Here is a 23,750-nt window from a genome sequence, read left to right as displayed (position 1 = left end):
GTTTTTATGTCTCTTATTTCATGACAAGTCTTGTATGATAAACTCTATTGGCATTATCAATAACTTTAATAAGATAAATGCCTGATTTAAATCGGCCATCATTATTTATTTTAAGATTTTCATCTGAAGATTGACTTTCAAAGATGGTCTTCCCTAAAACATCAAATATTTTAACTTTTACATTATCCAAATTTTTTAATCCAATAGTAAAGTTATCATTTGCTGGATTAGGAAAAACTCTTACTGCAGACAAGAGCTCATTTTTATCTATGCTAAGGGACTCGCTTGTTGGAATAACTTCCCATATACTTCTATCATCAGTTGCTGGAACATCCTTGTGATAAACACTCCCATCTGTTTCATGGTACAAGTATCTGCCAAATCGAGATTCAAACCTATAAGTATCCTCTAATTCATCATAATGTATTGTCCAAGATTTATCAGTATCTGTTGTTGGAGCATCTTTACCTGTACTTACCACTAGATAAGGGTCGGCATTTATAGCTCTGAGCACATCAATATTATTACCCTTATCTTCACTGTCAATATTATAATAAGCGCCACTTTCTACAAAAGTCCAATGGGTGTTTATGGCCTCACCTGAATCAGTCATAGTAACAGGTGTAGCACTATTACCCACAGCAGTTAAGAATTTCCCTGTAGCTACATTTCTCAACCTGTAAATATCATCAGATGGACCTGAACCACCGGTATCTTCTACTTCTGCCTTCTGGTAAGCAGTATTTGCCCATCTAATTTGACCCCTACCTCCTTTAACTCGGTATGCACCATATCTAATACCAGATTCAGTTCCTTTTTCTGGCTCAGGAATGTTCCAGTTAAAAGCTTCTCCTCCAATGACGGCGTCGCAATAATGTATTTTTTTTGTGGCATCATCTGGATCTACCCTAAAACCCACTTCTAATTCAAAACTAGTTTCAGCATCTTTAGTAATATTCTTAAGAAAAATAACTTCTCTACCAATATTTAAACCTTCACCACCACGATATAAGATACGTTCCGCATAAATATCAAAAGATACCTGCTTGGCTGCATCTGCACCGGTCCCATAAACAGGCTTAGCTAAATACAAACAAATAGCAGGATCGGCGGACCCACCACCACCTGTATGTTTTCCTTTGGCCTGTGCTATGTATGTTCCGTCACTGTTTGTTCCTGAAGTATCTCCTACTTCAAGGACCCTAAAAGTCCCTGTGAATCTTGCATAGCTTCCAACACCTGTTTCTTGAGACCTGCTTAATGAGCGCTCTATTCTAGGCTGTAAAGTTGTATCTAAATGATTGGAATCATAAGTTATGTTGTACACCCCCCAAGTTTTTCCATAAACATTACTTTCAGAGTAATCGGCATAACAGGTTCTATCATCAATAGTTCCTACGTTAACAGGACTTGGCAAATCTGATGACGTCCTGGTAGCATTCTCGAATTCTCCAGAAACTGGACATGTAATGTCTGGATTAGTATCTTCATCAGGTGCGGTTTGTGCTGTTAAAAAAAGTGAAAGGCACGAAAAACTAAAAAACAATAAGAATTTAAAAGTATTTTTTTTCATAGCTATGCAATACCGAAGTATTAATTATAATTTCTAATATTTTATAAAATTCATAGAAACTATAATAACATCCATCCTGAGCTATCCTGATTTCAAGGCAATCAGATTATTAATTCGCTGAAATACAAAATCATAACAGACAATATCGATTTGCTACTTATCATTTTCAAAAGCACTTTGATTATTGTATTAACTGCAGAACCACCGGTCCAATTAAACCTGAATCTTCCAATTCAGTTTCATCTTTTTTAGGTGGATTGGTAGTCCATGTTTTTTTCTTGCCTTTGGGTCTTGTATTATCAAAAATGAGTTGATTACGCCATGTATTTGTAACCTTTATTTCAAGTTGATTCTCTCCCTTTTTTAATATTTCACTAATATCGAACATATAAGGTGGGGCCCATTTCACACCTACTTTTTTACCATTACACCATAGTTCTACAATATTACATACCTTACCTAAATCGATGAATGCAGAATCACTTATTTCATCAACATTAATCGTTTTGGAATATATAGTGGTCCCAGAATAATGCTGGATGGCTTCATTATCTATAAGTGTTAATGATGTTAACTTAGGAACATCAAAAGAGTTTGGTACATCCCAACCTGATTCAAAAAGCAAGCTCCAGTCATTTTGTAAAGATATTTCTTTTATAACACCTTTAAATGTTTCTATATTTCCTTCTTTATGGAATTCATACACTTCTGAATTATTAGCTATTATAACATCATTTTTCCAAATAAAACTATTCGGATTATCAGTTTCATGTATTTTATACCAGCCCGTATCGGTGTTTAAAATAGTCTCTTGATTAGCAGTTACTTTATGAGCATATGGTTCTTTTTCTTTATTAGAAAAAACCACAATAGAACTACCATTTTCAGGTAAAGAAAGTACAACATTGGTTCGGTCTCCCAAGGACTTCCAAATTTTAGCATCTTGTTGATTTCCTGTAAAAGCATCCCATAATTGAACACCTCCTTTTGCTTTAAAACTAAGTGATACATCCACAGGTTTGTCCATTTTGGATGCTATAAAATAAATATCAGCATCATTGGTTTTTCGGTGAATCCAATTGATATCTAAACCTTCAGGAACTATGACATCTGGTTCAACACTTTCTGCTTTAATAACTTCATCAAGTGTCATCCCCCAATAAACTTTTCCTTTTCCAACCTTATTTACACCACTTTCGGTATTCCCCCATAATTCATCTGATATACTTTGAAGAACCTTTAAATCGTTTTCATCATCCATTAAACTTGGTGAATCTATTGGTTTATCACCAAGAATAACAGCCCCTTCTAATACAAGCTCTTTAAGTTTTTTTACCGTAGAGAGCAACATTTCTTTTGAATCTCTAAGTGTAATTATGCGATAGTCCCCGCCATCTTTTACATGGATTTTACCATTTTTTACACTTAGTTTTTCCTGAAGGATTTCAGCATTTAAATAATCAAATCTATAGCCTTTGGGGAAATAATCTAAATCAAATGGTGGACGTTCAAAATGGTCTCCGTAATAACGTAAAACATCTGCCACATATTCTCCTTGTTGCAATACAAATTGATTGCGAGAAAGGTAATCTGTCCAATCTTTCATATAAGGCCACCAAGTTTGTTGGCGTACTAAAGGAAAGCCAATATGTCCTCCAAAACTGGAACCCGGATAAACATCAGTTTGTGGCGTATGTGAAAAGGTATGAAACACCAAATGATTCACCCCTTTTGCAAAATTATAATCTATTAAATATTTAACCGAAAATGGATGCTCATTCCATTTAACACCTATTTGTGTACAAGCTTCTGCAGCTAAAACAGGTTTGTTATATAAATGTGTTGCCGATGCGGCCGAATATATGGGTTTTGCATATTCATTTTGTGCAGATGGTGCTTTTGGATACCAAAACTCGGTCATAGGCACATCACTTACACCATAATATCGCATAGGGTCTATAGGTAAAACTTCTCCGCCTGCGCCTTCGGTATATACTTCGGCTCCCATATCATTCGCAACTTTAGCAAAATGCACAAAGAAATTATCTATAAACACCTCATCCATAGTATGTCTTAAATCTCTTAAGAATTTGGTGGTTATCTCAGGACTTTCAACTATATAACCCATAGTAGCCGGTAAATAGGTCTTCATACTGTAACCTCTTCGTTTTTCAAATTCGGTAAACATATCTTCGGAGTTCATGGTCCATGTAGGTACATGACTTTCCCAGCTATCAATTAATAAACCGTGCAATTTACCATCACCTATTGGCCCTCCATCTTTAATTAAATTTCCAATCATGCCGTTACGCAAATGATTTTCTATGGCTATTTTATCCAATTTACTGGACTCCCAACCTGTAGCTTCAGGAACCGCAGGTTTATTTGTGAGACGCATATTAATATGTCCAAAACGTACTATTGTCCAATCGCCTTCCGGAGCTTCCCAATTTAACCTTCCATCACTCGACATCTTATCAGTGAGATTAATAATTGTATTTGACTTGATTACAGTATTTTCAGCATAATTATATTGTACATCCTTTTGAAGACGTCTCAACACTTTTGCTGCTTTCGCCTCATGGTTATTAAATTTAGGTTTTGAACTTAAGCGCATAAATTCTGGGGCTATTTTATGGGCGCCTTCAAACGTAAATACAAACGAACTCGATGTTGTTTCTGGAATGGCTAGGGTAAGATGTTTTCGTCTATCATTCCAATTGGCATCTGGTAGATTTACAGTAGTTATTTCGGTTAACTTATTATCAACAAGCGCTTCAACCCTAATAGCAACATCTATTTGAGGGTATTGCGTACCCATGATGATATGACGAGATTGTGGTAAAGTAATTGTACGGATTGTTACTGCTTGATTGAACGTTGTTTTAACCCACGTATTTGTTTTATTTACTTTTGAAATACCTTGCGCCCTATATGCCTTTAAATGCTTATCTAGTCGGGTTGTAGTTCTGGTTACAGTAATTTTTGAATTTGGATTGAAGATGTCTTGCCATGGTACTATATTATTATTTGTTTCAATCTTAGAAGGGTTAAAAGGTTCTAAATAGTCTCCTTCTGGTGTAGGAAAAGCTAAAACCTCAATATCTTTATAGTTATAATCACGAGTCTGATATAATGAATCTAGTTTAAGCACCTCATTAAAGTTTTTTCCACCAGAGATATAATAAACCGATTCAACCATTTCGCGCTGTGCTTCTTCAGCTGGCACCCAAGGGCCACCAGCCATTGACCACCCCGGACAATTCTGCATAGTAAATTTTAAACCCAAGCGCTTACATTCATCAGCTGCATGACGAATCATGTCTTCCCATTCTGGAGATAAAATTTTAATAGGTTTTACATTAGGATATAATCTCCCAGATTTATTAAACAAATGTATTCCTTGTAAACCGGCTTCTTTTATAGCTTCTAAATCTAGGGTAAGCCCTTCTTTACTTATATTATTTCCATTAAGATGGAACCATGTTTCCGGTCGGTATTCAATAGCGGGTGATTTAAAATTCTCAGATAATTCGCTAAAGCTTATTTTGAAAGAATCACCCAAGTTTTCCTTTGGTTTTGACTGACAACTTAAAATTAGGAATACAAAAAGAGCACTTAAAAAATTACGCATAGTTTGTGGAAATGTTTAATAAATAAAATAACTCCTTTTTTTGATTGCATCCATCCTGCAGTGTCTTGCAAATAATTTTGAAAATCAATTCTATTTTTAAACATTTTTTTGATGTTATTGAAAAAACATAAAAATGATGGATTATTTAGTTCCATCCTACATTAATCAGGACAGCACAGGATGGTAAGATTGTATACATATTATAATTTTACATTTAAATATTGCTCTATACATTATGAAAAAATCAAAATTTAATTACAAACTATTATCAATTACCACTTTAATTGTTTTTGTGGCTTTCTTTTCATGTACAAAAGATGGACTTGGGCTATCTGAAGACATATTATTTACAGACGCTCCAGATCTTACAGATCCTGTAGATCCTGTGGCTATATCAGATGAAGACACGGGCCCTTATACCACCTGCAATCCAGAAGGAGAAAATGCTACAAGGACTTCAGACGATTTACCAAACCCTGTTAATGTAGGAACTATTGATGACAGAAGTTGTTATGCGAATTACAAAGAAAGCACTATTGATGGTGTTACATGGGGAATATATAATATAACAGCTGGTTCTAATAATCAAGATGCACCAAACACCTTACAGCCTAGAATAGAACGCTCATTACCCATTGCCAACCCTAACGTAGGGTCATTTGTTAAATTTAAAGGAGACTTTAGAATTCTTGAAGTAGCCGATGCGGGATCTTTTGCTCAAGATGGCACTTACATAGCTCAAGCCAAAGGTCAACATACTGGCGGTGGTGGTTCTCCGGATCCTGCTATTTGTTTATATAGAGCACATCCTGTTTACGGTTCTGGTAGTAATGCAGACAAGCAAGTGGCGTTTGATATTTATGCAGAACGCATCTTAGAACGTGGTGGATCAGGAAGCGGTAGGGAAGTTGTACTGCTAAAAAGAGTTAATAAAAATGAAATAACCTCTTTTGATTTAGAAGTAGGTTTTAAAGTAGACCCAAACGATGCTACTAAAAAAATACATTATTGTAATGCGATAATTGGAGGTGAAGCCTTTAATTGGAATGTTCCTGATCCTGATAGAGGGACGCAATCGAAAATTAGATATGGCGCATACCGTGTTAGAGGTGGTAGAGCACAAATAAGATGGGCAAATACTACGCATGAAAGAGTTGAAAAATAATCAGATTTAATGATTTCTTTTTGAAATCTATAAAGGGTATACTATATAACATAAAATCTGTCTATTAAAAAATATAATTTTCAAATTAAAAAGCCAGCAAATTTAATTTGCTGGCTTTTTAATTTTTTTAATGTTTATTGTAAAACTATTTAAATAGTTCAAAACTCAAGTACATCACCTAGTTTGATATTAACCTTATAGGTCTGTAATTCACATTCTATATAAAACAACACTTATCTTTTTTAGAATGTTTTATAAAAACATAATATTCATTTAAACTATTAGATTTAAACTAAAGTGATTTAGAGCTAGAAAATGTGACAAGCTTACTAGGAATGTATCCTATACGATGAGCCTTAACCTGTAGCTTAGTACCAGTTGAAATTTCAAATGGTTTTTGATACATATTCCATGTTTTTGGTACTTCTCCTTCACCATCAATAAGTTTGTAGCATAATGAAGCTCCTTTTGTTTCACAACTAATGGTTATTTTACCATTTTCACTGGTTATTATTGGTTCTAAAGTTGTTGGCTGAATATCACTACCTTCCCAGAGTTTGGCGACTAATTGGTTTTCTGGAAGACTTGGATTGTCATTAATTACTGTAAGCCATTTATCCATTTCTGCGCTTAACTCATTTAACTTTTCTTGGCAAGCTGGGTCATTAGCTAAATTATTTAACTCATACGGGTCCGCGTCACAATCAAACAATTCTTCTTTTGGTTTACTTTCTCTAAACCATTGCTTTTGAATGTTGTTCAACTTGCCTTCTTCTTTAAGTCTTAATAATTCCTGCATAGTTGGAATTTTTTCGCGGTATTCTACTGGCAAATAATAGCCTTGTTCTGGCCTATAGTTTCTTATATACTTGTATTGCTTATCTCTAACCGCCCTAATAGCATCAGTAAATCCATCAAACCTGTCGGCAGCTGCATGAATATAAGAACGATCTTGCGCTTTATGTGAACCCAAAAAGGATTGTCCTTGCATGTAACTTTTAGGTTTTTCATCAATTAAAGACAATAATGTTGGAGCAAAATCAACAAAACTTATCAATTCATTATTTTTTGTTCCGGCATCTTTCTTATTAGGATATCTGACTATCATAGGGGTGTTTAAACCCGAATCATAAATTAATCGTTTTTCTCTTGGTAATGGGCCTCCATGATCACCATAAAAGAAAATAATGGTGTTTTCTAACAAACCATCTTCTTCCAATTGTTTTAAAACCACTCCAACTTGTTTATCCATTTCCGCAATATTATTATACAGTTTCCACATATCGCGACGTGTTACTTCGTTATCTGGTAAGTATGGCGGAATATTAAACTTAGTATCTTTTGGCAAATGTACTGGTGTCTCTTCCTCTTTCATTCTATTTTTAGCATGCGACCCACCAAAATTCTTCCATTTGTAATTTTTATCACCTGCTTTATAAAATCGTGTTTCAATTTCCCTAAATCCATAAGGCTCAAACAAACCTGATTCGTGGGTTTCGGTAAAATTAAATATTGCAAAGAAAGGTTGCTCATCTTGCCTGTTTCTCCAATGTGCATATGGACTACTTTCATCCCAAGCAGTAACAGGAGGATTAAATTGATAATCTGTTTTATAATTATTTGTACAGTAGTACCCTTTATGTCTTAAAAGTTCACTTACCATTTTCACATCTGAGGGTGGAACAGCTTCATATTTAGGTAAACCCGTTACTTCTGTATATGATGTTGTTCTCATATGGTTGGCTCCTATACTTGACGGATACATACCCGTAGCAATAGCAGCTCTACTTGGTGCACAAACCCCTGAAGTTGAAAATAAATTCGGGTATATCACACCTTCTTCTGCCAAACGACTTAGATTAGGGGTTGCTACTGTAGAATCTCCAAAAGGTGGAATATAAGGGCCCATGTCTTCGGTAACTAACCAGAGTATGTTTGGTCGTTTTGGAAACTCTAAATCAACCTCTTCATTCAATTTATCTCTACTTGATTTCTCTTTTGATTGACAACCCAAAAAAAGGAGAATTGCAACTATTAATAGTTTTGTTATTTTCATGTCCTTAAAATTAAATAAAAAAAGAGTAGAAATTTAATAACTGCGTTATTAGCTCCTACTCCTTCTTCATTTATGATTAATTTATTAATTCAACTTCAAAATCTCACTACCCGCCATTAAAAAGGCACCTGTACCAAAATTTTGCCAACTATCTTTAGATGCAGGCTCTGGGGAAGCTCCAATATTTTGTACCCATCCAACTCTACCATCTTCATGTTGACATCCCGCTAAGGCATTCCAAGCCTTTTTTACTGCTGGAATATGTTTTTTAGCTAATAGACCATTATTTATTCCCCAAGCTAAAGCAAACGTATGGAATCCACTTCCGCTTACTTCACCATGGTTATATGACTCTGGACAAAGCAAACTGGTTCTCCATAAACCATCTTCTGGTTGAATCTCTAACATTTTTGCTGCCAATTCTTTATATAATTTTTCATAAAACGGACGATGCTTATAATCTTGAGGCATGTCATCTAATATTAGAGCTAGACCACCAAACACCCAACCGTTCCCTCTGGACCAAAATATTTTCTTTCCGTTGGCTTCTTTTTTATCTTTATCTGATCCTTTCCAAACATAGCGCATATCTCTTGCAAATAGTTGTTCTTCTTCATCGTACAACTGATTATATGTTTGCATATAAAACTTATGCATCTCATCCAAATATTTAGGTTGTTTGGTATGTTTGGCATACAAATTAAGAACAGGTGGCGCCATAAATAAGGCATCGCACCACCACCATAAAATGGTTTGTCCCATTTCATTCTTTCTAGTTCCCCTTTTCCAAATATCATCTTCATACAAATGAGCATCCAAGAATTTTTTAGTAGGCTCTAAATCCACAAAATTTCTTCTACTGTCAGTCATATCAATATATAAGTAACTATATGAGATAGCCACATCATCGGCATGATGAAGTCTTGAAAAAGTTTGCCATTTGTTCCAATAACCCTGATTTTTTAAAGCAGCCATATACATCATATCCTTAGTGGTTTTATGCGCTCTAGCTACACCTGTATAATAGGCTCCATTTGTCCAATCTGTTGGAGCAATAGCAATAATAGGATGTGCTTCCTGCCATTCTAAAGCTTTTATCATGGATGCTTTTACCTGAGCTTTATCTATAGCTTGTGTTTCAGCAACTTTTTGAGCTGTTGAACAATTGAATAATAATACAACTGCTAAAAGTGTTAAAATCGTCTTATTCATTATATCTTATTTTTTTAGTTTAAATGTAGTTTCTAAATAGTCTTTTGAAGAGGTTCCAAGCATTACGGTATAATCTCCCGTTTCTAAAACCTTTTCCATTGTAATTCCTGTAAACTCTAACATTTTTGGTGTTATTTTAAATGAAACGGTTTTATTTTCACCTGCATTTAATTCTATTTTTTCAAAAGCTTTGAGCTCTTTGTCCGGTCTTGTTACGGAGCCAATTTCGTCTTTAAGGTACATTTGCACCACTTCTTTAGCTTTTACATTACCTTTGTTAGTAACTTTAACACTAACTTCCAACTCAGTACCTGGTGTAATTTCAGCATTTGAGATCGAAATATCCGAGTATTCAAAATCTCCATAACTCAAACCATGTCCAAAGGGATAAAGCGGCCCTTGCCCTAAGAATAAATATTCTTTCTTATAGTTAATCTCTTTCATACTGTAATGAAATGGTATTTGACCAATAGATCTAGGAATTGTAACCGGTGATTTACCAGATGGTGATACCTCTCCAAATATAATTCTTGCAGTAGACTCATCTCCAAATTCACTTAAATCCCAAGTATCTAAAATGGCATCCGCCTCCTCAGCTATAGTATTAATCGATAATGTTCTTCTGTGCTTTAATACAACAATTACAGGCTTTCCTAAAGCCTTAATTTTTTCTATTAACTCATCTTGCGGTCCAACTGGGTCTAAGGTTGCACGGTCTCCTAAAGTACTATTACTAAAATAAGCTTCTTTAGACGTAAACTTATCTCCTCCTAAAAATAAGATAGATACATCTGCAGACCTTGCTTTGTTAACCATACTTGCTATGGCTTTAGGATCTCTATCTAAAAGTTTAGGTGCACCACCTTTTTGGTTTGTTAATTGAAATCCTTTTTCTGCAATAAATTTAATATTTGAACCCGAAACCGATTCAAACATTTCCTTTGTATTATCTTTTAATAAAGGCCCTAACAATGCTACTTTTAAAGACTTATCTTTTGATAACGGTAAGATTTTATCTTCATTTTTTAATAGAATGATAGATTCTAAATCTGATTCTTTTGCCAATTCTAAAGAAGAAGCTGCTCTGTTTCCTTTCTCTACATCTTCAATGTTGATATAAGGATTATCAAATAGCCCTAAAATGAATTTTGTTCTTAAAACGCGCCTTACCGATCTGTCTATTAATTTTTCAAGTTCTGGGTTTTTCTTTACCATTTTTGGTAAATATGCATAAGAATCCTCAGCATATAAATCGATATCAATACCTGCCTCTAAGCCCATTTGTGCAGCCGCCTCTGGAGACTCGGCTACATTCATAAAATAAAATAATCGGGCGATATCATTTGAATCTGAAACAACATACCCTTCAAATCCCCATTGATCACGAAGTACCCCCGTTAACAATTCTGGGTTACCATGACTTGCAACACCGTTTAAATCACCATGAGATGCCATTATACCAAGAGTTTTAGCTTCTTTAACGGCTGCTTCAAAAGGAGGATAAATTTCATCAATCAAGGTTCTTTCAGAAATCTCAATAGCAGCAAAATTGGAACCTCCTAATACTTGTCCGTATCCAGCAAAATGTTTTGCAACTGCACCAATATGTGTACCGTTACCTAATCCTTCATAATCACCTTGCACTCCTATTATGGCATTTTTAACCATTTGCGTTGTTAAGTACGTATCTTCTCCAAAAGCCTCACTCATACGTCCAAAACGAGGGTCACGAACAATATCCGCTTCAGGTGAATGGCACATATGCATACCTCTTAATCTCGCTTCTCTACCAACTACATCCCATTGACGTCTAACCAATTCTGGATTGAATGATGCTGCCGATGTCATTGGGCGACCAAATTTTGTACAACCTTCTGCATCTACACCATTATAAGACTCTGTAACAAACAATGCAGGAATACCCCATCGGTTATTTTCTATAATATACTTTTGAAGTTCATTATTCAACTTAGCTGCAGCAACAGCATCAATATGCTCTCCTGGGTTTTTAATACCAGCAATACCTAACTTCAGTTTTTCCACAACCTTATCGGAAAGTTTTAATTTTCCATTTTCATCATGTTTCACGCCGATGTTGGCATGAAATATACGCATCTGCGCTACTTTTTCTTCAAGCGATAATTTTGGTAATAAGGCTTCAACCCGATCCTCGATAGACAAAGAAGCGTCTTTATAATCTTTGGAACTAGACTCCTTATTGTTGCATGAAGCAAAAATTAAGAATGTCGCTAAAACAAGTAATTTCTTCATTAGTTTTAAATAGTTTTAGTTTTTAAATTTAAATCGGTTTAAAGTGAAAGACTTCCTATTTACTCCTTTAAACACAAGGCATATAGACTGATTATCTTTCAGGTTCTTAGTATTAAAATTTCTTTTTTGAATTGTGTAAATGTCATTTTTAGGTACTTCACAAGAAAAAAGCAGATTTCCTTCAGGATTGCCCTCCCTAACCTCTATTTGTGAAGCTTCCTCGGCTATTACTTCCAATTCTAAAATAGTTTTATTATTCAAATTTTTAATATTAGGGTAAACCGCATAACTTATACTTTCAAGTGGTTGTACTGAAAACCCTCCTTTAGTATTTTCAACTTTAATTAAATTATTTGATTTGAAATAATCTTCAGCTTCAATACTATCATTTGCATCATAGTTCCCCACACCATTACCGTCCACTCTAATAGTTTCCATTTCACCATTATCCTTATAGTGTACATAGCTTATAAAGGCATCTCTAAAATATCTATTTCCTGTTTGACTGATGTCACAATAAATATAATACCATTGATTATGCCACTCAAAAAAAGAACCATGGCGTCCTTGTAAAAAGCCATTTGGCCATGTAGGCGCATCATATCCTTCAGCAAAACTTTCTTCTTTAATTACAGTGTCCTTATAATCATAAGGTCCATAAAGATTATTAGACATGGCGTAAAAACAGCCCCAAGAAAGATAATACTTACCATTATACCTATGAACAAACGGTTTATCATCTGTTGGCATTTTATTGTTATTTCCGAAGGGATTATAAGGCCCTCTAGGGTTTTTAATTTCTATTTTTTTTGGAGCCTCGGCCAAACTTATCATGTCATCATTTAGCTTAGCTATGTAATAATCCCAAACCCCAAATATGATATAGTGCTGACCGTTTTCTTCAAAAATAGCCATGTCGTATTCGTGAGTTGGGGTTAATTCTGCAGATAATAGTGGCTTCCCAAGAATATCCTTCCATGGACCAACTGGTGAATTTCCAACAACAACACCTGTTTGCTCATTACCCTCAGAAAAATAGAAATAATACTTTCCATTTTTATGAGCCGCATCTGTTGCCCAACAACGTGAAAAATCTTTTCCTATATAGGTTTCTTTAGGGTTAAGAACACTACGCTGTGTCCAATTTACTAAATCAGGCGACGACCAAACCCACCAATCTTCCATAATAAACTTGTCGTTATTTATGGATTTATCATGAGAAGCATAAACGTAAGCCGTATCATTAAATATGTGAATATGCGGATCATTTAGACCCTTATTTGAAACTATGGGGTTTTGTGAAAATAAAGAAGAAACCATAAATAATGCTGCATAACTTACTCCTTTAAATATTTTAATATGCTTTCCCATTAATCTGTTTTATTCAATTCCACAAAATTCATCTATGATTTTAGTCACTACAGCAGCCTCTTCAACTGAACATGGATTTTCATTTTTTCCTAAAAAATAACCCACAACTTGTTCTATCATTGGTTGTTGCACATGTTTAGGATTTTCAAACTTGTAGTTTTCTGTTATATCATCAATAGAAACAGTTATCTCATCGCCATAAAAAGAAAACGAAATAATTCCCTTTTCTCCTTTAATAATGCAGTTATCACAATCTTCTGAAGCTACAAAATTCCAACTTCCTTTAAATTGAATACAATTATTAAACTCCACTTCTCCAGTTACAAAATCACTAGGAGGGACAGTATTTTCAATATGACCTCTTTTAATTTTAGTTACATCTCCAAAATAATAACACATTAAATCTATTTGATGTGGTGCTATATCATGAAAGTAACCTCCCCCTGAAACTACAGGATTTAACCTCCAATTTTCATCAGTTTTGGCTATTAAATTTGCGTTTTGAGATTGGGTTATATTTATTTCTGCTGAAGAAACATTACCGATAATATTAGAATCTAACAATTCCTTCACCTTAATAAACAAAGGTAAATTTCTACGATAATGAGCTACCGTTACTTTTGTATTGCTCTGGTCTAATGCTTTTGAAAGAACAATGGCTTCCTTAGTATTTAGAACCATTGGTTTTTCTAAATATACGTCTTTACCAGCTTGAATAGCTTGCAACGCATAGGTTAAATGCGAAGAAGGTGGTGTTGCAATATAGACCGCATTAATATTTTTATCCTCAATTAATTCAGTAACACTGGTGGTCCAATGTGACACGTTATGCCTTTTAGCAAAATCTTTTACCTTTTCTTCATTTCTTCGCATTACGCTAATTAAAGATGATCCCTTTACTTTCTGAAAAGCAGGACCACTTTTAACTTCGGCAACATCACCGCACCCAATAATTCCCCAATTGACACTATTCGCACTCATCTTCTGCGTATTCTTACTTACATGTTGTTTCACTTAAAGCGGCAGCCTTTACTTGATTACTTAAACATGAAGTAGTTGTTGAAAACAACAGTAAAAGACCAACCGAAAGTTTATTTAATTTGTTTCTCATTATTTATTAAAACCGAACATAGTTTGTATGAACGATAAAGATAAAATATGAAACCTTTAGACCTGTCCTGTACTGTTATGGTGAAATTGCGTTTTTAGCAAAACATTTATTCTTTCTTACTTAATAAAATTACCCAGTCTTTATCTGGTGAAGATGGAGGCGAACCTAATTTAACAACTCCCGTAGAATTAAACGATAAAACAGAACCATCTTGTAAGTTTCCCCCTTGTCTTGGATCATACCATTTAATCTCATATTCCCCTTCTGGTTTTTGCAAATTAATTTTTATTTTATCTGCATTAGATTCTGTGTAAACCACATAAACTTCACCCTCTTTGGCTAAACAATATGATATATCGTCTGACATTAAATCATCACGAGGCTCCATGTCCCAAAAGGGAATGTGGTTGTTAAAAAATTGCAAAGCGTACCGATTCTGATCCCAAAACAAATCGCGACTTCTAAAATCCTGACAGGTTAAATCTGAATTAGGACTTGCATAACCAAAGTACCATTCTACGCCAAAACCACCAGCCATAAGCACACCCCACATAGCTCTACCTCTGGCCTGATTATGTTCAGGGTCTTCGTCATCAGGTAATAAGGCAATATTTGCTTTTCCGGGTTCATCAACAGCCAGGGCCCACTTTTTTCCTGTGGCATTAGATTTATCACGCCATTTTAAAACTCTTGGGTGTACATCAATAAACTCGGGGTGTCTTAATTGCAATGAAGCTCCGGTTAATGGTGATTGGTCTCCAACCAATTCTGCATACCTATCGTCTTTATTCGGAAAGGTGTGAATAACTAGATGACTGTTATAAGCATCTAATTTAGATACATAATCGGCCACTTTTTTTACTTCTTCAATAGGCTGATTATTTTCTTCTCCTAAATTCCAATTCATGGATAAATGATGTCCAAATCTTGCAATTAATTCTCGGTAATACAGTTTTCCTTCAATACCGAAAACACCTTTATCCATTAAATGATCCGTTTCTGTTTCATGAGTTTTAAAATGAAGAAACATACCTTTTGTTTCGGCATATTCAAAAATGCGCTCCCATTGGTCTAACTTTGAAACGTCAAACCGTGTTTTGTGAAACATGGTTTCCCAAGCTCCTTTATTCTTTTTAACACTGGCGTATGTTTCGTATTCTTGAATTGGTACTTTTAATATATGAGGAAATATATTTCTATCATCGCCGTCTACATTAAAAGTTAAAAATGAAAATACGTTAAGTTCTTCACTGGCTAAGTAATTTATAGCTCCTAATAGGTTTTTTCCTTTATTTTCTTGCCACACATAGGTTTTTGAAGTTTCATCAAAATCTTTAGCATGAGGCTCCCAAGTTTTTTGAAAACCTAAAGCATTTGTAGACACATCAAAATCAGTATAGGCTAATAAATTTTCTGGAGCATCAACACCAAGTTTTATGAAATAGTCTTGGGTTTCGGCAAATTTTAAATACGATTCTCCAACATATTGCAAGCGCCCTTTTGCTCTATTATCATTTCCCGTTTTATCTGATTTTGAAATGTTAAAACGTCCTGTTTGACCATCCATAAAACCCGCACTTGAGGATTTTGTGATATCTTCGGCAACCGCTATATTTTCGCCTTTTTTAAATGATACTGAATAAGTCCATTCCCCTATTGTACCGGGTGTAAATCTTACCTGCCATACATTTCCTGAATTACTGCTGGTTTCGGCTGTATTACCATCTGCTGCATAGAACCCAGGTATAACATAGGTTTTATTTCCACATTTGAAAGTCACATCCAAACGGTAGTTTAAAAATGGATTATTTTCATCTATTTCGGTAGTTTCGGGTCCTTCAAAATTTAAGGTAACCCGATGCCACTTTTTAAGTTCCCCTTCAATCTTAACTTCTTTTTGTTTTGAACATGAATTAAAGGTTATAAAAACCAAAACCAGGATGGAAATGTATTTATACATTGTATTTTATTTAATAACTATCTTTTTTATCAGTCTATCTGTTTCACTAAATAATTTTAAAAAATAAACTCCTTGAGCATTATTAGTGAAATCTACCTTATTTCTTGAAACTTTTCCACTTTCTATAACCTGACCATGAAGATTTATCAAATTATATTGAAAATTTTGAATGTTCGACTTTAGGTTAAAAACACCCTCACTAGGATTAGGATAAATAGACACTTTTTTTGTACTAAATTTATTAATACTTAAAGCTGATTTAAGTTCAAATTCAATCTTATCAGGTTCGCTAGATAATGATCTCCGTTGTGTTATTGTTACTGTATTTTCCCCTTGGTTTAGTATAATATTAGGGATCCGAGTTTCTAAATACACATTCCAATCAAAGGTTCTTGTTATTAAAACATCTTCAAACAGCGTTCCATTGATTTCAATATCCATAATGGAATCATCTCTATTTCTATTTGCTGCAAAAAGAATAAAATCATAAGTACCTGCAGTAGTTACCTGAAATTTATGTTCAATAAACTGAGCTCCTGCAAACGCATCAATATATTCACCTCCAGATGCTGCTGGATTAGTACCCACAACAATATTATTAGAAGCCGTTGTATAATCCTCAGCCTCCAGAACAATATCAGGATTTGTTGGAGTGTCTTCCTCGGAAAGTGTGAATTCTTGAAAATACAATGGGCGTTTATCACCCACTCCTGGTGAATTGTTTCCAGTATCTTCCATGAGATAAACATATAGTTTATTACCTTCTACGAAAGCATCAAAATGATTAAAGTTTATAGATTCTGTTCCGATATAAACTATTTTCCAATCATTTTGTCCTTCTAAAGTGGTTTTAATATTTACTTTTCCTCCTAAAAGTTCTACCATAAATACATGGTTTTTGTAACTGTAAATTTCTCCACGAGTTTGGGGATTCGGGATGAGTCCGCCTACATTACTAGAAAAATTAATATCGGCATCCAACTTATAATAGTGTACGTTTCTACTATCAACACGTTGTACAAAATGAATCGCACCATTTTCAGTAACTGTCCATGCTGGATCAGAAGACGATTTAGGTAATGAGGCTGTTCCGTAATCATCTCCTGGTTGTGCAATCTGAACTGGATCTAAGTTTGGATTAATATTATTTCGGATTGGTAAAGAAATAGAAGTATCATTTACATCAAACCATGGTGTGGATGCATTTTTAGGAATTCCGTTAGTGTAAGCATAATATAATCCGCTATTTAACATATAACCATTACTGGTATTGATATCATTGTTAGTAGAGTATCTTATCGAAAAGCCGGAGTAAAATTTACCGTTTAAAAAGCGCTCACCGCCATACATATTATTCGTATTTGGTGAAGACAAAGTTCCTTCATGAAACAACCAATTATTGCTCCATACATTACCATCATAATGCGCTAAAAGTATATCTCCATTACCAGAGCCACCTTGTCTATATCTTGCAATCAAACTACCATCATCAGCCCTATGTATCATAGGGTAAGTCATACGTTCGTAATCGCCTCCAGATTTTAAATAATTTTGCTTTGGATTAAAAATAGCTAATGTAAATTCATTATCAGGCACAAAAGCTTTATTCTTTAAAGACACTGAATAATTAAAAAAATCATTAGGTAAAGAAGTAGATCTGTAAGCATGCATATCGTATATGATATGAATTGTATCATCTATTGTACTGATTCCTATGGCTGCCGTATTATGAGAATCACCTCTTATGCCGGTACCGTTAAGTAACTCACCGCCTTGACCTACATGTTTATGTGGAAATTCAATAGTAATCCAATTGGAGTTTGATACATTTAAATTTTTTCTAGAAAGCATTAAATTTCGAGTATCCATACCTCCTTTGTACCAGGTAACAAAAGCATAGCCATTAACCACATCAACACAATCGCCATGAGGTGTTATTCGCTGTGAAAATCTATAGTTTACATCCTTAGTTCCTGCAAAATACAGACCACCTTCTCCAGCTCCTGTTACCTGACTCAATTCTTCTAAGGCAGCTATGAGTTGTTTTTCTTGCCCAGAATGGAACTGAGAAAAACAAAACATTATTAAGAATAAGTAAACCTTTTTCATCTTTTTATCTTTTCTTTTTTCAAAAAAAAAAATGCCAATAATTTAAATTATTGGCATTAATTATTTAAAACGAATTTATTTTAAGTTGTATGGTATGCTTTCCTGGAGCGAGTCTTATAGACTCAAAAGCGGGAGGCACCTTTTTTCCATTATGAAGTAAATCTTTTCCATCTAAACCATTTAAAGAAAACTCTGCAACCATATTTCCTGGTATCTCGATTTCATATGTTTGAAGTCTCGGTCCATTATGGTTATAGTTTGCTTTAATTGTACCTCTTACCGTTGGCACTTCTATTTCACTAGACTTTAATTTACTCATTTGTGGTTTAATAGTAGCAACACTAAATCCTGGTGTTTTTGGTTTAATTCCCCATAATCCTCTTGGAATAACATTTGCTGGTACAGCACCCCAAGCATGATTCCAATCTAAATTATTCTTGTACTTATTATCCCAAGCTTCTAAAGTTATGGTTGAACCAATTTTGATCATGTTATACCAACTTCTATCAGAGGTATCGGTTAATAAATCTAAGGCATAATCCGCTTCACCTGCGTTGTATAAACCATCCATTAAAAATTGCGAACCGTAAACACTACAAGCCATTCCTCGAGATTTTACAAAATCTATAACCGTTTGATAATGTTCTTCTGGCACTAATCCAAATGCTAAAGGCATCATATTAGCATGTAAAGAAGCATGGTCTGTACCAATACCATCTACATAAACACCACGTTCTTTGTCAAACATTTGTTCATTCACTGCTTTTTTAGCTTTTGCGGCTCGGTATTCAAAATCCAGAGCTTCTTGTGTTTTTCCTAAAATCTGAGCAAACTCCGCCATAATTTTCATGTTCTCATAGAAAAATGAATTAATTACAGTACTATAAGGTTTAAATACAAAACCGTCACGTTCACCTTTAGTTTTACTTCTGTTAAAATTTGCTCCTGGCCAATCTACAATATCAGTTAATGGTTTCTTATAACCGTCAGGAAAACCTAATTTTTTCATGAATGCAGCATCAACCTTCGTAGACGTAATTAAACCATCTTCATTAGATAATTCGAATAACGATTTATGTTTTAATGGTTCGTAATAACGTTCAATAAGTTCCGTATTTCCCGTGTACATGTAGTCTGCATAAATTAATAGCGGTACATGTTGTTGCCACTCTGTTGGCCATGTTGGGTGTTTCATAAAATACTCAATAGTGCGTCTTGCCATAGCAAATTCTCTATCTGTAGTATAATGACTTAATTGATTTAAATATGCATCAGCTTCATAAGGAATACGTTCTCTATCACCATCTACATATAAACCATTAAATGTTGTGGCCTTAATTGAGTATTTACATAAATCCCAAACCTGGTTTAAAACCTTGTTATTACTGTCAAAGCTACTTGCCCTTTCATCCCAGTAGGTATGAAAAGCGAGTTGTGTGAAATCATTTGCTGCAAGTGTTTCTTGTGCTCCTTCAATTTCTGCGTATCTAAATGGAACTAGTGGTGGAAAACCATCTGGTAAAGGAATAGCCTTATTAGCTCTTGTGTTTCTCTCATCTGTTTGTACCTGTATCTGATACTCCCTTTGCCCGGGCTTTACATCAACTTTAATTTCTTGATATCTGATATTGCTTTTTGCAGGTGGTGTTCTGTTAACATTACCATTATCATCAACCATTTCACCAACTCGCACTGTCAAGGTATGTGTTGTTTTAGCATTATAATTAAAGTTCATTGTTGCAAAAGCTGCTTTTCCGAAATCTAAAAAATAGAAATCACCTCTTTTCTCAAACTTTACTGGTTTGATTTCTGATTTAATAAATTTATTCTCAGTAGATATTATATAGCTATCACTTTTACCGGTGGTAAACTTTTGCGGTTCAGAATAATCTACAAGTCTATTTTCTTGCTCCCATATTCTCACTTTCCAGTAATATGTTTTTCCTATTTCCAATTTATTACCACCATACTCAACATCGGTTGATTTTGTAGAAGCTACTCTTCCACTATCCCAAACATCTCCATTATTATTATCGATATTAGCCTTATTTGATGCTACCAAAATTTGATAAGCCCCTTGAAATTTAGATCCTAAAGGCACTGTCCATCCAAACTCAGGTTTTAAATCGAATATTTTAACTTCAGATTCAGGTTCCCTTATTAATTCAATAGATAAATTGGTAGGTGCTGCTCTATATTCATTACTGTTTTTCTTGATAAGCTCATCAAGTTTAGTTTTTAATTTATTGGCTACTCCTCTATATTTTTTCTTTCCTATTAAGTTTTTAATCTCTTGTGGGTCCTTTTCTAAATCATAAAGTTCTTCAATAGATTTATCGTTAACATATCTGAAGTATTTCCACTTTTTTGTTCTTACTCCTTCACTTGGTGGAATATGTTCAAAGTCCCAAAGGTGTTCTATTAAAATAGTATCTCTACCAATAGTATTAGTTTCTTGCTTAACAATTGGTAACAAACTTTTTCCTTGCCAAGTATCTGGTGCCTTTACGCCTGCAATATCAGCAATGGTTTGAGGCACATCTATATTAAGCACCATGTCTTTGATATCTTGATGCTTTTCAACTCGTGGGTCAAAAACAATTAAAGGTACACGGATAGAATTATCATACATTAACCACTTTCCAGCAAATTGACGCTCTCCCAAGAAATAACCGTTGTCTCCCATTACGATAATAACCGTATTCTTGTCAAGACCATTAGCTTTAAGTTTTTCTCTAATTTTTTTGATTTCCAAATCTACTCCAGATATCATTCTGTAATATCCTTTTAAACTATGCTGATACTTTTCAGGTGTATCATAACGCCATGTCCAACGTAATCTGTTAAAACCATCTCTTACCATTTTTGGTTGTGCCAAAAAGTATTTATCATCACCCAAAGCAGGTTCTGGAATTGTAGTATCTGCTAGTAAATTGTCAGTAGTATTTTGCCAAAAGTATTGTTCTGGAGCTCCATCATGGGCATGTGGTGCACTAAAACTTAATGATAGACAAAATGGTTTATCATTTGAAGCATTTTTATCTATAAACTCTAAGGCCTTATGCCCTGTGTATCTTGTTAAATGTACGGTGTCATTATCAATAGTTTTGTAATAATACCCCCTTTTGTCTTTATATCTATTATTTCTATCGTATGACTCGAACTCATCAAATTGTTTATCCAAATCATTATACCTCACTCCATATTTACCATAAAACCCAGTGTAATAACCGTTGTTTTTCAGAAGTGTTGGATACGAGTTCGCCATATATTCCTCACGTACATTTCCTGTTTGAAAATTGAAATTATGAGCTCTTTCATGTAAACCTGTAAAAAGACTTGCTCTACTTGCTGCACAAATAGGTGTTGTAACTATTGCCGAATGAAAATAAGTTCCAGAATTTGCAAGATTATCCATTTCTGGTGTTTCAACAAACTGATTACCTACATACCCAATGGCATCAAAACGTTGGTCATCGGTTAAGATGAAAATAATATTTGGTTTGTCTTGAGCAATTGTAATATTTAAACTTCCAATTGATAGAATAAGACCGAATAAAACTTTGATTTTTGACATTAAATTGTAATTAACTGTTAAAGATTTTTCAACTACTTTTATGCAATGACATAAAAATAGCTAAAGATTATTATAGTTTATAAAGTTAAATCATTTAAGCATTTACGTTATCCTGCACTGTCCTGAAAAAAAGTCAAACTTCAAAAAAAATAGATAACAAAAATGCTCTCCGCTATAAAAACAACATTTATAACAGGGAGCATCGACTAACTCAAACAATTCTAAACTAAACTAACTTTCTTCTTGAATGCTTCAAATTTAAAGGAATACAACTAACAATCCATCCTGCACTGTCCTGAAATATTATGTTTCACATCAAAGACCAGACCTAAACACAGGACTACATCAAAAATTTAAGGTATCATCAAAAAATTATTAGGTAATAATTCTCCTATATTGTTAATACAAATTTATCTCAGTCCTATTTAATTAGTACTAATAAAAAAAGCGAGGACAAACCTCGCTTTTTTTAAAAATTATTTTGACAGTCTTTACAAGATTATGGAGTTTCTTCCCTTAAATCTACAGTAAACTCTTCAAACTTAACATCTCGGTCTCTTATTACTAAAGTATCTTTAACTGTATGCAATAAATCAAATGTTGATGTGGTTGTTGATTGTAATGTACCAAAAAAGCGGACCTCAGTGACTTCAACTTCTAGTTCTCGATATTGATAATCTAAGTAAATTACGTCTCGACTTTCTCCTCCCCATTCATCTCCATTTTCTACAAATTTCCCTGAGCCCGTCACAGTAACAGAGCTAGCTGGGTCAGCATTAGTAACAGTAATATCTTCATTATCGTTAAATGTCAATTGTAAAGACAACTGACTATTAGTAGGAATACCTGGTCTTCTAACATTAATAGTAGTATTTGCTTTATTCCTTCCTGCGGTTGATAGTGGAAGTAATTCATCACCTACAACAAACTCAGATCTATAAACTGTAGATCCTTCAATATTCTCTGATATTGTTTCTGTAGGATTTCCATTTTCATAAACCGTAACTGATTCGTTAGATCCTACTGCTTCATCCTCACCGCGTCTTAAATAGATACCTTGATATTTATTCATAAACTTAATACCGAAAAGCGTATAATCTTTAGGTAAAGAGCTCCAATCATCTTCTCTAATCTTGATTGGGTCTAAAACTTCTTCATTAGGCACACCTACTAAAAGTGAATCTAAACCTTCATAATCTGTAATTCTTAAAGGAATTACATAATGTACTTCACCAAATTCTGCAAATGACAATGGATCATCAAAAAAGGCATCATTTAGTTGTACAGGAATACGCCCCTTAGTAGAACCTGCGGGAATAGTTACCGGACTTGCTTGCTCTATAGTATAATATGAAGATGGCAAAATTTGTACATTCACTGAATCTATACCTGGTATGACATTAGGATTTATCAAATCTGGTGCCACTTCAAAATGTACTTTTCGGTCTGTGGTATTTTGATACACTCCAGACATGATAACACCCATTTCAAACCGACCATTATTGTCGTTCTCATTATAGCCTAAGTCATACTTCCCTTGAATTAATGTTCTTACGGGTGTTTGAAATGGAAAATATACCGAAGTTGAGCCAAAGTCATCAAATTCATTTTCCTGATTTTCGCAAGCCATTAAGCTAAAGGCTATTGCGCATATTATTAAATATTTTATTTTCATGTCTAATATTTTTTTAATTCTTTTAAAATATGCAAT

The 23,750-nt window shown here is 34.2% G+C and carries 12 protein-coding genes; 1 reads left to right on the top strand and 11 read right to left on the bottom strand.

All coding sequences use genetic code 11. The features are described from left to right. Positions 1 to 13: 13 nt before the first annotated feature. Both FUA22_RS06425 and FUA22_RS06420 read right to left on the bottom strand, forming a co-directional pair. Positions 14 to 1,573: a T9SS type A sorting domain-containing protein gene (locus FUA22_RS06425; protein WP_147767071.1), complete on the bottom strand. Its 1,560-nt coding sequence runs from the start codon at positions 1,571 to 1,573 to the stop codon at positions 14 to 16. A gap of 181 nt (positions 1,574 to 1,754) precedes the next feature. Further along, positions 1,755 to 5,207: a glycosyl hydrolase gene (locus FUA22_RS06420; RefSeq protein WP_147767070.1), complete on the bottom strand. Its 3,453-nt coding sequence runs from the start codon at positions 5,205 to 5,207 to the stop codon at positions 1,755 to 1,757. Between the two features lie 235 nt (positions 5,208 to 5,442). On the opposite strand from FUA22_RS06420, the gene FUA22_RS06415 reads away from it, so the two are divergent. Beyond that, on the top strand, positions 5,443 to 6,372 hold the full coding sequence (locus FUA22_RS06415; protein WP_147767069.1) for a hypothetical protein: 930 nt from the start codon (positions 5,443 to 5,445) through the stop codon (positions 6,370 to 6,372). 292 nt (positions 6,373 to 6,664) lie between these two features. Here the strand turns inward: FUA22_RS06415 and FUA22_RS06410 are convergent, their stop codons facing one another. From FUA22_RS06410 to FUA22_RS06370, 9 genes are all read right to left on the bottom strand, one after another. Then, entirely contained in the window at positions 6,665 to 8,428 is a 1,764-nt protein-coding gene (locus FUA22_RS06410; RefSeq protein ID WP_147767068.1) for a sulfatase family protein, read from the bottom strand. An 84-nt stretch (positions 8,429 to 8,512) separates the two neighbouring features. Further along, positions 8,513 to 9,640, bottom strand: coding sequence for a glycoside hydrolase family 88/105 protein (locus FUA22_RS06405; protein WP_147767067.1), 1,128 nt, complete (start codon positions 9,638 to 9,640; stop codon positions 8,513 to 8,515). Positions 9,641 to 9,646: 6 nt separating this feature from the next. Continuing rightward, on the bottom strand, positions 9,647 to 11,911 hold the full coding sequence (locus tag FUA22_RS06400; protein WP_147767066.1) for a glycoside hydrolase family 3 N-terminal domain-containing protein: 2,265 nt from the start codon (positions 11,909 to 11,911) through the stop codon (positions 9,647 to 9,649). Between the two features lie 15 nt (positions 11,912 to 11,926). Continuing rightward, entirely contained in the window at positions 11,927 to 13,282 is a 1,356-nt protein-coding gene (locus FUA22_RS06395; protein ID WP_241664767.1) for a family 43 glycosylhydrolase, read from the bottom strand. Positions 13,283 to 13,291: 9 nt separating this feature from the next. Further along, positions 13,292 to 14,263, bottom strand: a complete 972-nt coding sequence (locus tag FUA22_RS06390; RefSeq protein ID WP_147767065.1) for a Gfo/Idh/MocA family protein — start codon at positions 14,261 to 14,263, stop codon at positions 13,292 to 13,294. A 236-nt stretch (positions 14,264 to 14,499) separates the two neighbouring features. Further along, positions 14,500 to 16,353, bottom strand: coding sequence for a DUF5060 domain-containing protein (locus tag FUA22_RS06385; protein WP_147767064.1), 1,854 nt, complete (start codon positions 16,351 to 16,353; stop codon positions 14,500 to 14,502). A gap of 6 nt (positions 16,354 to 16,359) precedes the next feature. Then, the gene (locus tag FUA22_RS06380) at positions 16,360 to 18,462 is read right to left on the bottom strand and encodes a BNR-4 repeat-containing protein (protein ID WP_147767063.1); all 2,103 of its coding nucleotides are present in this window, start codon (positions 18,460 to 18,462) and stop codon (positions 16,360 to 16,362) included. Between the two features lie 64 nt (positions 18,463 to 18,526). Continuing rightward, positions 18,527 to 22,039: a family 78 glycoside hydrolase catalytic domain gene (locus FUA22_RS06375; RefSeq protein WP_147767062.1), complete on the bottom strand. Its 3,513-nt coding sequence runs from the start codon at positions 22,037 to 22,039 to the stop codon at positions 18,527 to 18,529. A gap of 499 nt (positions 22,040 to 22,538) precedes the next feature. Further along, on the bottom strand, positions 22,539 to 23,714 hold the full coding sequence (locus FUA22_RS06370) for a DUF5627 domain-containing protein (RefSeq protein ID WP_170309855.1): 1,176 nt from the start codon (positions 23,712 to 23,714) through the stop codon (positions 22,539 to 22,541). Positions 23,715 to 23,750 lie beyond the last annotated feature (36 nt).

Source organism: Seonamhaeicola maritimus (assembly GCF_008056315.1).
GTDB classification, from domain to species: Bacteria; Bacteroidota; Bacteroidia; order Flavobacteriales; family Flavobacteriaceae; genus Seonamhaeicola; species Seonamhaeicola maritimus.
Note: the sequence above shows the minus strand (reverse complement) of the source record. Positions and strands in the feature narration are given on the sequence as shown.